The following is a 14,585-nucleotide window of genomic DNA, read 5'->3' on the forward strand; positions in this document are numbered from 1 at the left end:
GGGGCAATGGTTCGGCTTGCATCCGTCGCAGCAACTGATTGGAATCACGATTGTTTATCGACCGTCGGGCGATCCGAGGAGCGATTCACACAGTCGCGGTGCGCCCTCCGAGCGAGGCGACCGCGGGCCGGTAGCGGCGACTGCCCCCAAGCGTTTGCCCGTTGTCGAAGGTGAGTTCGAAATCGCCTGACGGCCTGAAGTCCACGCCGCTCACCCGGTCGAGATTGGCGAGCCTGGTCCGGTGCACGCGCACGATGGCGAAGCGGCCGAGCTCGCTTTCGGTCGCGGCCAACGTGCCGCGGATCAGGTGCCGGGCGCCGTCGGCGAGGACGTATTCGATATAGTTGCCGGCAGAGGCAACCCAGAGGATGTCACGCGGAGCGACGCGGGTGCGGCTGGTGCCGTCCCGGAGCCAGATCAGATCGGATGATGGTTGCTCCTGCGGAACGGCCGGCATGGAGGCGGCCGCGCCTGCGGCCTTCCTCAGCTCACGCCGGCTTTCGATCAGCCACAGCGTTGCTCCCAGCAGCAGGGCGGTGACGGCATCCTTGCGGAACTCGTACAGGACCGCCGCCAGCGAGAAATGGAAGTCGTAGACGCTCCCCATGAGCCAAAGCAGGAGTTTCCGCAAGCCAACCATGCCGGTGATGTGGAGGGCCGAGAAGCCGAGCAGGGCGACTGCCGCGATTCCGATCCGCGCTACCAGGAGCGTCGTCCCGCGCATGCGCCGGACGGCCAGCGCCAGGATCGGTACCAGCAGCAGGATGACGATGATGCTCGACAGTTCCCAGAACAGTCGCCGGCCAATGTCATAGCTGTCGCCACGCCAGGCGGCGTCCTGTGCACCGGAGAGCGCATTGACGATTCCGATGGCGAGCGCGACGGCTGCGATCGCGGCGAACATCGTCCAGTCGCCACTGATCCCGCCGGACCAACCGCTCGTCCCGGACGCCGACGCCTCGTCCCCTCGCGCCCGGTCCCGATCCCAAACCGTCTCGACGTGCTCCGTTTCGGAGGCATTTTGGCCGTCAGCCATGGCCCGAAAACCGCGTTTGCCGTCCCGCCAAGGAGCAGAGAACCATGTTAACACCGCAGCAAGTTTCGACTTCGGAACGACGCATCGATCTGGATTGGGTGCGGATTTTAGCCTTCGGGCTCTTGATCTTCTACCACGTCGGCATGCTCTATGTGTCCTGGGGGTTTCACATCAAGAGCGAGCACCGGCTGACCTGGCTCGAGCCGGTGATGCTGGTGCTCAATCCCTGGCGGTTGTCGCTGCTGTTCCTGGTCTCCGGGGTCGCCAGCCGCTTCATGCTGAGCAAAGTCACGCTCGCCGCCTTCGCCCGCGCCCGGTCGGTGCGGCTCTTGATCCCGCTGATCTTCGGCATGCTCGTGATCGTGCCGCCGCAGTCCTATCTGCAGATCGTCGAGAGCCTTGGTTACCCGGCAGGTTTTGCTGATTTCTACGTCCATCACTATCTGGCGTTCGGCGCGCAGTTCTGTCCGAACCCCTGCATCGTGCAGCCGACCTGGAACCATCTCTGGTTCGTGGTCTATCTCTGGGTCTACACGATGGCGCTGGCCGGCGTGCTGTGCATCTGGCCGGCGGCTGCCGACTGGATTGGTGAGAGGCTGGCGGCCGTGCTTGCCGGGCCATGGCTGCTGGTGCTGCCATGCCTGCTGTTTGCAGCTTGGCGGCTGTTTCTCGCGCCGGTCTTCCCGTCGACGCATGCGTTGTTCGGCGATTGGTATAGCCACGCGGACTACGCGACCGCCTTTCTGATCGGCTTCCTGCTCGCACGCGAGGGCGGCATCTGGCACGACCTCGAGCGGCGACGGTGGACAACGCTGATGCTTGCAGCCGCTTGCTTCGTCGCCTTCGTCCTCGTTTATGCCGGCTTGCTTCCGCCGTCGCCGATGCTCAGATGGTTCGCCGGCTCGGTCTATGGCTGCTACCAATGGCTGGCGATGGCGGCGGTGCTCGGCTTTGCGCGACGTCATTTGACCGCCGATGGCCCCGTGCGGCGCTATCTGACCGATGCGATCTTTCCCTATTACATCGTGCATCAGACCGCGATCATCGTGATCGCGCACGCATTGCAGGGCAGTGGGCTATCAGCCGGAAGCGAAGCCGCCATCGTGATATCCGGCACCGCGCTCACTTGTGTCGTCACCTACGAGATCGCACGCCGCATCGGCTGGCTGCGTCCGCTGTTCGGGCTGCGGATGGAGCCCCGTTCCGCCGCCGGGATCGCGCGGCAACAGCCGGCCTGATGTGCGGCGGCCGCCGATTGGCGCGAGGGGAAAAGGTGCTAAGAGGGCGCCATGCCGAGCCGCGTCTATCTCGACTGGAATGCGACCACGCCGCTGCGCGCCGAGGCGCGCGCAGCGATGCTGGCCGCTTACGAACTGATCGGCAATCCGTCCTCGGTCCATGCCGAGGGGCGGGAGGCGCGACGCCTGGTCGAGGACGCACGTAGCTCGCTTGCGGCCGCCGTCGGCGCGCTGCCCCGGAACGTGGTGTTCACCTCCGCCGGAACCGAGGCCAACGCGCTGGCGCTGGCGCCGGGCTTGCGCAGCCGATCGGGCGAGCCGGTGCGTCGGCTTCTGGTCTCCGCGGTCGAGCATGCCTCGGTGCTCGCGGGCGGCCGATTCCCGGCGAGTGACATTAGCCAGATTCGGGTCACGCGTTCCTGCGTCGTCGACCTCGATCATCTCCGGGGGCTGCTCGCCGAGGGCCCGCCGGCGCTGGTGTCGATCATGGCGGCCAACAACGAGACCGGCGCGCTCCAGCCGCTTGCAGAAGCGGCAGCGCTGGTTCACGAGGCCGGCGGCCTGCTGCACGTCGATGCGATCCAGGCGCTTGGCAAAATTGCGTTCAATATTAACGCGCTAGACGCGGACCTTGCGAGCTTTTCGGGGCACAAGATCGGCGGCCCCAAAGGTGTCGGCGCGCTGGTTGTCGCCGAGGGCCTCGCCGGATTGGAACCGGTGCTGCGCGGCGGCGGGCAGGAGCTCGGACGAAGGGCGGGGACCGAGAATGTCGCAGGGATTGCCGGCTTCGGTGCGGCCGTGAACGCCGCCCTTCAGGCTCTGCCGGAACATGCGGAGCAGGTGACAAGTCTTAGAGATCGTTTGGAAAACGGTCTTCGGGGCACTGCCGGGGCGACCATCTTCGCGGACGACGTGAAGAGGTTGCCAAATACCGTCCTGTTCACTGCGCCAGGGCTCAAGGCCGAGACTGCCGTGATCGGCTTCGACCTCGAAGGCATTGCCGTATCTTCCGGCTCGGCCTGTTCCTCCGGCAAGGTCCAGCCGTCCCACGTGCTCTCGGCGATGGGTTATGATGCCACCGTGGCCCAAGGAGCGGTGCGCCTCAGTCTGGGCTGGTCCACGGAACCGGATGACATCAACAGGGCGTTAGAGGCTTGGCGAAAGCTCGGTAATACCCTACTTAGAGGCTAAGCGACGAAACACGGCTTGAACGGTTCTAAGCCCGTGCTTTCCGCGCAGAAACATCGTAATACTCGTCCGAGTTTGATCCACCGCGGTCCTTGAAACCGCGAGCGGAGGATAGAATGCCAGCCGTCCAAGAGACGGTCGAGCGCGTCAAGCGCATCGACGTCGACCAGTATCGTTATGGGTTTGAGACCCAGATCGAGTCCGACAAGGCCCCCAAGGGGCTGTCCGAAGACACCGTCAGGTTCATCTCCGAGAAGAAGAACGAGCCCGCCTGGATGCTCCAATGGCGCCTGGAAGCCTATCGGCGCTGGCTGACCATGACCGAGCCGACCTGGGCGCGCGTCGACTATCCCAAGATCGACTTCCAGGACCTCTATTACTACGCGGCGCCGAAGCCGAAGAAGACGGTGACCTCGCTGGACGAGATCGATCCGGAGATCCTGAAGACCTACGAGAAGCTTGGCATTCCCCTGCGGGAAGTCGCCATGCTCGAAGGCGTCGAGCCCAAGCCCGGCGAGGAAGATCCCGCGCGTCGCAAGATCGCGGTGGACGCTGTCTTCGATTCGGTTTCGGTTGCGACCACCTTCAAGGCGGAGCTGAAGAAGGCGGGCGTGATCTTCATGCCGATCTCGGAAGCGATCCGCGAGCACCCTGAATTGGTGCAGAAGTATCTGGGCTCGGTGGTTCCGACTTCGGACAATTTCTACGCCACGCTCAACTCGGCCGTGTTCTCGGACGGCTCGTTCGTCTACGTGCCGCCGGGCGTGCGCTGCCCGATGGAGCTGTCGACCTATTTCCGCATCAACGAGCGCAACACCGGCCAGTTCGAGCGCACGTTGATCATCGCGGACAAGGGGTCCTACGTCAGCTATCTCGAGGGCTGCACCGCGCCGCAGCGCGATGAGAACCAGCTGCATGCCGCCGTGGTCGAACTCGTCGCGCACGACGATGCCGAGATCAAATATTCGACGGTGCAGAACTGGTATCCCGGCAATTCGGAAGGCAAGGGCGGCATCTACAATTTCGTCACCAAGCGTGGCGACTGCCGCGGCAACAATTCCAAGATCTCCTGGACCCAGGTCGAGACCGGTTCGGCGATCACCTGGAAGTATCCGAGCTGCATTCTCCGCGGTGATAATTCGCGCGGCGAGTTCTACTCGATCGCGATCTCGAACGGCTTCCAGCAGGTCGATTCGGGCACCAAGATGATCCATCTCGGCAAGAACACGTCGAGCCGCATCATCTCCAAGGGCATCGCCGCCGGCAAGTCGCAGAACACCTATCGCGGCCTCGTCACCGCGCACCGGAAAGCGACCGGCGCGCGCAACTTCACCGCCTGTGATTCGCTGCTGATCGGCGACAAATGCGGCGCGCACACCGTGCCGTACATCGAGGCCAAGAACTCGTCGGCGACGTTCGAGCACGAGGCGACCACATCGAAGATCTCCGAGGACGTGCTGTTCTACTGCATCCAGCGCGGCCTCACGCAGGAAGAAGCCGTCGGCCTCGTCGTCAACGGCTTCGTCAAGGACGTGCTTCAGCAGCTGCCGATGGAATTCGCGGTGGAAGCGCAGAAGCTGATCTCGATCTCGCTTGAAGGGTCGGTTGGCTAATTGCCGACCCTCGCGGTGCGCAACTCGCGCTCCAACATCAATTGAATAAACTGGATACCAAGATGGCTTTGCTTGAAGTGAAAGACCTCAAGGTTCGTGTCGAGGAGCGTGAGATCCTCCACGGGCTGACGCTGACCGTGAACGAGGGCGAGATCCACGCGATCATGGGGCCGAATGGCTCCGGCAAATCGACGCTCTCCCACGTCATCGCCGGCAAGCCGGGCTACGAGGTCACCGACGGCCAGATCCTGTTCAAGGGCGAGGACCTCCTGGAGATGTCGCCGGACGAGCGCGCCGCCAAGGGTGTGTTCCTGGCGTTCCAGTATCCGGTCGAGATTCCCGGCGTTGCCACCATGACCTTCCTGCGCACCGCGCTGAACGCGCAACGCAAGGCGCGCGGCGAGAGCGAATATTCCACCCCGGACTTCCTGAAGAAGGTCCGCGAGGTCTCGAAGTCGCTGAACATCCCGCAGGACATGCTCAAGCGCGGCGTCAATGTCGGCTTCTCCGGCGGCGAGAAGAAGCGCAACGAGGTACTGCAGATGGCGCTGTTCGAGCCGAGCCTTTGCATCCTCGACGAGATGGATTCCGGCCTTGACATCGACGCACTGCGCATTGCCGCCGACGGCGTCAACGCGCTGCACTCGCCCAAGCGTGCGATGGTCGTCATCACCCACTATCAGCGGCTTCTCAACTACATCGTGCCCGACTTCGTGCACGTGATGTCGAAGGGCCGTGTCGTGAAGAGCGGCGGCAAGGAATTGGCGCTGGAGCTGGAAGAGTCCGGCTACGCCCAGTTCGAGGATGCCGCGTAAGGAATTTTGCAATGAACGTTGCTGTGGCAAAGACCGGAAAGGGCCGCGCGGTGAGCGATCTCTTCACCAGCGCAGAAGGCCGCTTGCCGGGTTCGCCTTCCGTGATCGCGGTGCGCCGCGAGGCATTCGAGACCTATGAGCGTCTCGGCCTGCCGCACCGCCGGATCGAGGAATGGAAATACACTGATCTCCGCGCGCTGGTCGGCGAGGTGCTGCCCCTGGCAGCCGCGCCCGATGCGGCCGCGCTGAAGCGCGCCGCAGACGCCGTGAAGGCGCATGCGATCGCGGGCGCGCGCAAGCTGGTGCTGGTCGATGGCGTGTTCGTGGCTGATCTGTCAGACGTCAAGGCGCTCACCGCCGAGGCGGGCGTCAAGACGTCGCGGGAGACGCTGGAGAAGGATGCTGGTCTCTTGCAGACCGCCTCCACCGATGCCGTGATCGCGCTCAACGCGGCGATGGCGACCGATGGCGTGGTGCTGTCGATCGCCGACGGCGCCCAGCTGTCCGCACCGATCCAGGTCATCCACATCGCGACCGCATCTTCCGCATCGGCCTTCACCCGCTCGCAGGTCGCGATCGGGAAGGGCGTTCGTGCCACCATCGTCGAGAGCTTCGTTGCGGCTGGCGCCAAGGCCTACCAGATCAACGATGCCGTGCTCGTCACGGTCGGTGACGATGCCGATGTCGCGCATATCCGCCTGATGGACGATGCGCCCGACGCGCTGAACGTGACCTCGCATTTCGTGACGGTCGGCGCCAACGTCAAATTCAATTTCTTCAACATGACCACCGGTGCTGCCGTCAGCCGCCTGCAAGGCTTCATCACGCTGGCGGGCGAGGGTAGCGAGCTCTCGGCCAACGGCGTCAATCTGTTGCAGAAGACCGAGCATGGCGACACCACGCTGGTGGTCGACCACGCTGTCCCGAACTGCGTCAGCCGCGAGGTTTTTCGTGCGGTGATCGACGATCGTGCGCACTCGGTGTTCCAGGGCCGCATCATCGTTCGTCCCGATGCGCAGAAGACCGACGGCAAAATGATGACCCGCGCGTTGCTGCTCTCGGACGAAGCCGAGGCCGACAACAAGCCCGAGCTCGAGATCTTTGCCGACGACGTCTCCTGCGGCCACGGCGCCACCGCCGGCGCGCTGGACGACAGCCTGCTGTTCTATCTGAAGGCGCGTGGCTTGCCCGAGAAGCAGGCCCAGGCGCTGCTGATCCAGGCTTTCGTCGGCGAAGCGGTCGAGCAGATCGCCGATGATGTCTTGCGCGAGCATGTGATCGGCATTGCCGAGCGCTGGCTGGAGCGCCGGTCATGAGGCCGCATCCCGCAGTCAAGAACGGCGCCTATGACGTTGCCCGCGTGCGCCAGGATTTTCCGGCGCTGGCCATGCAGGTCTACGGCAAGCCGCTGGTCTATCTCGACAACGCGGCGTCCGCCCAGAAGCCGAGCGCTGTGCTCGAGCGCATGACGCGGGCTTATCAGTCCGAATACGCCAACGTGCATCGCGGCCTGCATTACCTCGCCAATGCCGCGACCGAAGCCTACGAGGGCGGCCGGACCAAGGCCGCGCAGTTCATCAACGCGTCGCGACCTGAGGAAGTGATCTTCACCCGCAACGCCACCGAAGCGATCAATCTGGTCGCCTCGTCCTGGGGCGGGCCGAATATCAAAGAGGGCGACGAGATCGTCATCTCGATCATGGAGCACCACTCCAACATCGTGCCATGGCATTTCCTCAGGGAACGTCAGGGTGCCGTGATCAAGTGGGCGCCGGTCGACGACGAGGGCAATTTCCTCATCGACGAGTTCGAGAAGCTGTTGACCGCGAAGACCAAGCTGGTCGCGATTACGCAGATGTCGAACGCGCTCGGCACCATCGTGCCGGTCAAGGACGTCGTGAAGATTGCGCACGCCCGCGGCATTCCCGTGTTGGTCGACGGCAGCCAGGGCGCCGTGCATATGCCGGTCGACGTTCAGGACATCGGCTGCGACTTCTACGTCTTCACCGGCCACAAGGTGTACGGTCCCACCGGCATCGGCGTGCTCTGGGCCAAATACGACCACCTCGTCGCGATGCGCCCGTATAACGGCGGCGGCGAGATGATCCGCGAGGTCTCGCGTGACGTCGTCACCTATGGCGATCCCCCGCACAAATTCGAGGCGGGCACACCCGCGATCGTCGAGGCCGTCGGCCTTGGTGCGGCTATCGACTACGTCAATTCGATCGGCAAGGAGCGCATCGCCGCGCACGAGCACGATCTCGTCACCTACGCCCAGGATCGCTTGCGCGAGATCAACTCGCTGCGGCTGATCGGTACCGCGCGGGGCAAGGGCCCGGTGATCTCCTTCGAGCTCAAGGGCGCGCACGCCCACGACGTCGCCACCGTGATCGACCGCCAGGGCATCGCGGTGCGCGCCGGGACCCACTGCGTGATGCCGCTTTTAGAGCGGTTCAACGTGACTGCCACCTGCCGCGCCTCGTTCGGCATGTATAATACGCGGGAAGAAGTCGATCATCTGGCACAGGCGCTGTTGAAGGCGCGGGATTTGTTCGCATGAGTGACACGGCCGAAATCAAAGCCAATCCGATGGAGACCCATTCGGCGCTGCCGCCGGAGGAGACCGAACGCCTGACCACCGAGATCGTCGCCGGGCTCAAGACCGTGTTCGATCCGGAAATCCCGGCGGACATCTACGAGCTCGGCCTGATCTACAAGGTCGAAATCAAGGACGATCGCTCCGTTGACGTGCAGATGACGCTGACGACGCCGAACTGTCCGGCCGCCGGCGAGCTGCCAACCATGGTTGAGAACGCGGTTGCCAGCGTTCCCGGCGTCGGCGTGGTCGACGTCAAGGTGGTCTGGGAGCCGGCCTGGACGCCGGAACGCATGAGCGACGAGGCCCGCCTCGTCCTCAATATGTGGTGACGCGTACCTCCGGCATTGAATTCGCTCAGCAACGGACCACATCACTGACATGACACAGATTTCGTCCGGCTCAACACCAGCATCCACTCCGAAGCCGCGGCGGCCCCGCCCGCAGGTGATGCGGCTGACGGACGCCGCTGCCCAGCGCATCAGCGAACTGACGAACCGCGCGGACTCCGAGATCGTCGGCCTGCGCGTCGGCGTGAAGAACGGCGGCTGCGCCGGCCAGTCCTACACGGTCGAATACGCCCACGATGTCCGCCCGACCGACGAGGTCGTCGAGGACAAGGGCGTCAAGATCCTGGTCGACCCCAAGGCCGTGCTGTTCCTGCTCGGCACCGAGATGGACTACAAGGCCGACAAGATGCAGGCCCAGTTCGTCTTCAACAACCCCAACCAGATCTCCGCCTGCGGCTGCGGCGAGTCGGTCGAGCTTCGCCCGGCCAAGATCGACGGGTAAATCCGGACGTCATTGCGAGGAGCGAAGCGACGAAGCAATCCAGACTGTCTCCGCGGAAACAGTCTGGATTGCTTCGCTTCGCTCGCAATGACGGCAGTGGTATGAAGGCTGACCTGCTCGCTCCGGAAAGCCCTCGATGGACCGCGAATTCCTGATCGACCTGTTCGCCGATTTCGGCCCCGTCGCCATCCGAAAGATGTTCTCCGGCTACGGCATCTCCGCCGACGGCGTCAACTTCGCGCTCGCCCTGCGTGCTGGCCTGTTCTTTCGCGCCGACGAGGTGACCATTCCGGACTTTGAAGCGGAAGGCTCGAAACCATTCCAGTATTCGACACGCGCCAAGACTGTGCTGGTGAACTCCTATTGGGAGCTGCCGGCGCGCCTGTTCGACGATTCCGAGGAACTGGCGCGGTGGGCGAGGGCCGCGCTTGCCGCCGCCCAGCGCGCCAAGGTGAAGAAGCGGCCGAAGAAGAAAGCCGTGGCGAAGAAGGCGAGTAAGGGCACACCAAACAAGCCCGTTGCGAAGAAGCGTTCGGGCAAGAAGCCAACCAAGAAAGCGGTGCGGTAGGACGGACAAAGCGCGGCGTGCCCACCACATTATCAATCGCGGGAAAATGGCGGGCACGGCGCTATGCGCCTTTGCCCACCCAACGAGACCGCTGGCTTAATCCGCGGCCTTGGTCAAACCAACTCGCATATTCTTCGCCACAAAAACGCAGGTGCCGTCGGCCAACACGCCGCCATCGGCAATGCCGAGCACCAGCTTGCCGCGGCGGACCATGCGCATGGCGACCTCGTAGCGCACGGATCGCGTCTCCGGCGTGATGGCGCCGGTGACCTCAACCTCGCCGGCGCCGATGGCGCGGCCCTTGCCCAGCGAGCCCGACCAGCCGAGCCAGTAGCCGACCATCTGCCACATCGCATCCAGGCCAAGACTTCCCGGCATCATCGCGTCACCGCGATAGTAACAATCGAAGAACCAGTGGTCCGGCACAATGTCGAGCTCGCCGACGATGTGCCCCTTGCCGAACGCGCCGCCGTCCAGGCTGATCTCGGTGATGCGGTCCATCATGAGCATCGGCGGCGCCGGTAATTGCGCATTGCCCGGACCGAAATAGCCGCCGTCACTCGATCTCAGCAGTTCGTCCCTGGTGTAGGACGATTGTGGCCTGTGAAAATCATGAGGATTGGGCACGACAACAAGTCCTCGATACGCGCGATCAGACGCTGCAAGTGGTGAGAAAGATGTCGGTCGTCAGGTTGGAATTTCAAGCGCGGGCGGCTGACCGGCCTGCCGCTTCTGCGTCACGCCACCCGATTGTGGGTCTCGACCGCGTATTCGGGGTCGACTTCACAGATCACGCGGTTGCGGCCGTTGCGCTTGGCCGCGTAGAGGCAGGCATCCGCACGATCGATCAGCGTGTCGGTGTCGTCGCCCTGCTTCAGCATCGAGACGCCGACGGAGATGGTGACGCGGCCGAGGATCTCGCCGGTCGACTTCTTCTTCAACTCCTTCGCCATCACGGCGCGGCGGATATGGTCGGCGACGGTAAGAGCCTGGCGCAGTGCGGTGTTGGGCAGCACGACCGCGAATTCCTCGCCGCCATAGCGTGCGGTGATATCCTGGCCTTTGATGGTCTGCTTAAGGGACAGGCCGACGAGCCGGAGCACCTGGTCGCCGGTGAGATGGCCGTAGGAATCGTTGAACGATTTGAAATGGTCGATGTCGAACAGCAGGAGCGACAGTGGCTCGCCGCTCGCGAGCGCGCTCTGCACGGCCATGCCGATCATGCGGTCGAAATATTTGCGGTTGCCGAGGCCGGTCAGCGGATCGGTCAGGCTCTCGGCGCGGATCGCTTCGAGGCTTTGCTGGAGGTTGCTGATCTCGTTCTTCGATAGCGTCAGCCGGTCTTCCAGCGCCTTGTTGGTCTCGCGCATCTCGCCGGTCGAACGTAGCAGCGCTTCGACGATCGTCTCGATCTGCTCGCGGGTCTTCGCAGAGGACAATTGCTCGGTCGCGCCCGACAGGCTGGTGTCGTAGGCGCCGGTCATGCCGAGCGCGTCGCTCAAGACGGTCATCACGTCGTCGATCTCGCCGATGACGCGCGCACCGACCTTGTCGATGCGGTCGGTCGTTTTGATGTGGGAGAGATAGGTGTCGTAGATCTGCTCGAGATCGGCTTCGGTCAGCTTGCCGTTGCGTGCCAGCGTCTCGTTGATGATCTTGTTGAGCGGGGCATTGTAACCGGTCGCGTAAACGTACCAGATCTCGTAGTTGCGGGGAATTGCGGTCTGCTTCAGCGACCTGATCTGACCGAGTGCCACCTCGGCGAACGCCATCGTGCGTTCATGTTCATCGAGAACCTTGACCACAGAACATACCCCACGACGGTCGGTGCGCTCACGACCGCAGCAATGCTTAAATTATGTTCGTAGGCTAACGGATGATCGTGAACGGTCGGTAAACGGCCGGCCGTTCAACTTGCACGTGTATTGTCGGTTCAGGCCCCGGCGGGGGAGCGGACCGGTCGGAGCAGGAACGCCGGGAGGTGCGAGTGATCGCCGGGCTCGGTATCGGCTTCGCGCTGGCGGCGCGGTTCGGGACGACCGATCGACGGCACATGGGAATTGCTGGCCTGCTGGCGTGCGCCATGACGTGGCTCGGCGGACTGCCTGGCTTCACGCGGAGGCCTTGCCTCGCGTGCAGGCCTCGCTTCGCGCGCGGGCCGTGCTTCGGCGGTAGGCGCTGCATCCGGCGAAGGCGTTGCCTCGGAGGAGTGTCTCGCCTCGCGCGGCTCGTGGCTGCGCTCACGGTCGCGACCGCGCTGCGGCTTGCCGCGTCCGCCGCGGGAACGTTCACGATCGCGCCCGCGCGATTCGCGAGGACGGTCGCTCCGCTCGCCGCTTTCAGCGTGGACTTCGTATTCGCCTTCGGCGCGGGGAATGTTCTGGCCGATCAGCTTTTCGATCGCAACCATCGACTTCTGGTCGAGCGGCGTCACGATCGAGATCGCGGTGCCGGTGCGGCCGGCACGACCGGTGCGGCCGACGCGATGGACGTAATCGTCGGGATGATGGGGGACGTCGAAATTGAAGACGTGGCTGACCTCGGGAATATCGAGGCCGCGGGCGGCGACGTCGGAGGCGACCAGCAGCGGCAGCTCACCCTTGCGGAACTGCTCGAGGGCCGCCATGCGGGCCGGCTGATCCATGTCGCCATGCAGTGCGCCGACGCTGAAACCGTGCTTCTGAAGTGACTTGTGAACGACCGCGACTTCGCGCTTGCGATTGCAGAAGATAATCGCGTTCTTGAGATCCTTGGCCTCGCGCAGCAGGCGGCGCAGCAGCTCGCGCTTTTCATGCGCCTCGCGTCCGGCAGGCACCTGCGACTGCGTGACGGTAACGGCGGTGGTCGCGGGCTTGGAGACTTCGACCTTCTGCGGATTGTGCAGGAAGGTTTCGGTGATGCGCCGGATTTCCGGCGGCATGGTCGCGGTGAAGAACAGGGTCTGCCGCGTGAAGGGGACGAGCTTGCAGATGCGCTCGATGTCCGGGATGAAGCCCATGTCCAGCATGCGGTCGGCTTCGTCGATGACGAGCAGCTCGACGCCGGTGAGCAGCAGGCCGCCTCGCTCGGTATGGTCGAGCAGCCGGCCCGGGGTGGCGATCAGCACGTCGACGCCGCGGGTCAGCTTGGCATCCTGGTCGCCGAACGAGACGCCGCCGATCAGCAGGGCGACGTTGAGTTTCTGGCCGGCGCCGTAGCGGTCGAAGTTTTCCTTCACCTGCGCTGCGAGCTCGCGGGTCGGCTCCAGGATCAGCGTGCGCGGCATGCGTGCGCGGGCGCGACCCTTTTCGAGGATGGTGAGCATCGGCAGCACGAAGGCCGCGGTCTTGCCGGTGCCGGTCTGGGCGATGCCGAGCACGTCCTTGCGTGCGAGGACGTGGGGGATCGCCTGTTCCTGAATGGGGGTCGGGGTGGTGTAACCGGTGGCCGCCACTGCGGCGAGGACTTTTTCGGATAGTCCGAGATTGGAAAAGGACATTGAGCCTCTGGTCGAAACCGCCGTTCGGAATCGAGGGTAATAAGGCTGTCGCGTTCCACCCCGAAACGGCGCGCTCTCAAAGAAGCTGGGGGTGCTGACTCACGCGAACAAAGCGCCAAGCTCAGGAATCGCTCTTCGATACCGAGCCGCGTCGACCCGGAACATAGGGCGGAATCGGCCAAAGTCAATGGAGCAGGCGCGGGAAGGTCCTAAAAACCCTTAGGTTTTTGCCCAAATACCGGGCGCGGCTCGGCTTTTCGCCGCGGGCGGCAAGCCCGGTGGTTAACGCGCCCCTGCGGCCTGGGCTCGGAAATCGCCAGGCGCCATGCCATACGCGGCATTGAAGACCCGGTAATAGGTCGCCAGGCTCTCGAAACCGCAGGCGCTCGCGATGTCGGCGATCAGCCGCTCCGGCGCTTCGCGCATCAAGCGGCGGCTCTGCTTTAGCCGCTCTTCCGTCACGGTCTGCGAGAAGCTGCGGTCGGCGGCTTCGAACAGCATGTGCAAATGGCGCACGGAGACGCCGAGCAGGTCGGCCACTCGCGTTGGCGCCAGATCCGGGTCTTGAAGATGGCGCGCGATCAGGCGCCGCGCCAGTGACAGGCGGGCGGTCCGGAGCGCGGCCTGTCCGCGCCGGCTGCCCGGCCTGACGATGCCGCGCTCGATCAGCGCCAGATGCCCGAGCGCCTGCACCAGCGGGACCGCGCCGGACGAACCATCATTCGCCGCCGTCTCGCCGAGGTCGGCAAAGCAGGCTTCGAGCAGAGGTGCGAGCGCGGGATCGTTGAAAACCCTGGGCGCAAGCTCACGCGTGCGCTTGTCCTGTGTCGCGAGCCCGCTGACGGGGATTTTCAGGATACGCAGGTGAAAACCGGAATCGCCCAGCGGCCGCGTGCGGTAGGGCAGGTCGGTATGGCTGGTGGCAAAGCCGCCATGGGCGATCGCGAAATCGCTGGAGCGCATGCCGCCGAACCAGCCGCCGCCGCCGAGCTGCTGGTAGACGCAGATGCTGTCACCCGGCGCGTAGCCGATGTCGGCCTGGCTGCGCTCGACCGCATAGGACGAGGCTTTCAGCTCCACGAGGGCTCCGTTGCCGACCTGGCTCAGCGAGAACTCTCCGTAAAAGCCTGGGCGTTGTTCGCGCTCGAGTTCCGCCGTGACCCCGAACAGCCCCTTGGCGCGCACCTCGCGCCAAAAATCGAAGCGATCGTGCGGCTCGACTTCGTCGGTGCACCAGCGATACACGGCAGCCCCCGTCCCC

At 64.2% G+C, this 14,585-nt stretch carries 14 protein-coding genes; 9 read left to right on the forward strand and 5 right to left on the reverse strand.

Annotated features, from left to right (window positions below; all coding sequences use genetic code 11):
- Nucleotides 1–85: 85 nt before the first annotated feature.
- Nucleotides 86–1,036, reverse strand: coding sequence for a LytTR family DNA-binding domain-containing protein (locus K3F49_RS20470; protein WP_234682751.1), 951 nt, complete (start codon nt 1,034–1,036; stop codon nt 86–88).
- 44 nt (nt 1,037–1,080) lie between these two features.
- Between K3F49_RS20470 and K3F49_RS20475 the strand changes: the two genes are divergently transcribed.
- From K3F49_RS20475 to K3F49_RS20515, 9 genes are all read left to right on the forward strand, one after another.
- Entirely contained in the window at nt 1,081–2,274 is a 1,194-nt protein-coding gene (locus K3F49_RS20475) for an acyltransferase family protein (protein ID WP_234682752.1), read from the forward strand.
- A gap of 51 nt (nt 2,275–2,325) precedes the next feature.
- Nucleotides 2,326–3,465, forward strand: coding sequence for a cysteine desulfurase family protein (locus tag K3F49_RS20480; protein ID WP_234682753.1), 1,140 nt, complete (start codon nt 2,326–2,328; stop codon nt 3,463–3,465).
- Between the two features lie 113 nt (nt 3,466–3,578).
- A complete protein-coding gene (gene sufB / locus K3F49_RS20485) occupies nt 3,579–5,075 on the forward strand; it encodes a Fe-S cluster assembly protein SufB (RefSeq protein WP_234682754.1) in 1,497 nt (498 codons plus the stop codon).
- A 62-nt stretch (nt 5,076–5,137) separates the two neighbouring features.
- Entirely contained in the window at nt 5,138–5,890 is a 753-nt protein-coding gene (gene sufC / locus K3F49_RS20490) for a Fe-S cluster assembly ATPase SufC (protein WP_234682755.1), read from the forward strand.
- A gap of 11 nt (nt 5,891–5,901) precedes the next feature.
- Complete coding sequence (gene sufD / locus K3F49_RS20495) at nt 5,902–7,206, forward strand: Fe-S cluster assembly protein SufD (RefSeq protein ID WP_234682756.1); 1,305 nt, start codon at nt 5,902–5,904, stop codon at nt 7,204–7,206.
- Nucleotides 7,203–8,450: a cysteine desulfurase gene (locus K3F49_RS20500; protein WP_234682757.1), complete on the forward strand. Its 1,248-nt coding sequence runs from the start codon at nt 7,203–7,205 to the stop codon at nt 8,448–8,450. Before sufD ends, K3F49_RS20500 begins: the two co-directional genes overlap by 4 nt.
- The gene (locus tag K3F49_RS20505) at nt 8,447–8,818 is read left to right on the forward strand and encodes an SUF system Fe-S cluster assembly protein (protein ID WP_234682758.1); all 372 of its coding nucleotides are present in this window, start codon (nt 8,447–8,449) and stop codon (nt 8,816–8,818) included. The genes K3F49_RS20500 and K3F49_RS20505 overlap by 4 nt, the downstream gene beginning before the upstream one ends.
- Before the next feature lie 49 nt (nt 8,819–8,867).
- A complete protein-coding gene (locus tag K3F49_RS20510; protein ID WP_094974332.1) occupies nt 8,868–9,278 on the forward strand; it encodes a HesB/IscA family protein in 411 nt (136 codons plus the stop codon).
- 136 nt (nt 9,279–9,414) lie between these two features.
- Complete coding sequence (locus K3F49_RS20515; protein WP_234682759.1) at nt 9,415–9,846, forward strand: TfoX/Sxy family protein; 432 nt, start codon at nt 9,415–9,417, stop codon at nt 9,844–9,846.
- A 96-nt stretch (nt 9,847–9,942) separates the two neighbouring features.
- Here K3F49_RS20515 and fabA read toward each other — a convergent pair whose 3' ends face one another.
- The 4 genes from fabA to K3F49_RS20535 form a co-directional block, all read right to left on the reverse strand.
- Nucleotides 9,943–10,473, reverse strand: a complete 531-nt coding sequence (gene fabA, locus K3F49_RS20520; RefSeq protein WP_234682760.1) for a bifunctional 3-hydroxydecanoyl-ACP dehydratase/trans-2-decenoyl-ACP isomerase — start codon at nt 10,471–10,473, stop codon at nt 9,943–9,945.
- 110 nt (nt 10,474–10,583) lie between these two features.
- Entirely contained in the window at nt 10,584–11,651 is a 1,068-nt protein-coding gene (locus K3F49_RS20525; protein ID WP_234682761.1) for a GGDEF domain-containing protein, read from the reverse strand.
- 128 nt (nt 11,652–11,779) lie between these two features.
- Nucleotides 11,780–13,324 (reverse strand): DEAD/DEAH box helicase, encoded by a 1,545-nt coding sequence (locus K3F49_RS20530; RefSeq protein ID WP_234682762.1) that lies wholly within the window; start codon nt 13,322–13,324, stop codon nt 11,780–11,782.
- Nucleotides 13,325–13,606: 282 nt separating this feature from the next.
- The gene (locus K3F49_RS20535; protein ID WP_234683011.1) at nt 13,607–14,569 is read right to left on the reverse strand and encodes a helix-turn-helix transcriptional regulator; all 963 of its coding nucleotides are present in this window, start codon (nt 14,567–14,569) and stop codon (nt 13,607–13,609) included.
- Nucleotides 14,570–14,585: the final 16 nt, after the last annotated feature.

Origin of the sequence: Bradyrhizobium monzae (assembly GCF_021458635.1) — a bacterium.
GTDB lineage: Bacteria > Pseudomonadota > Alphaproteobacteria > Rhizobiales > Xanthobacteraceae > Bradyrhizobium.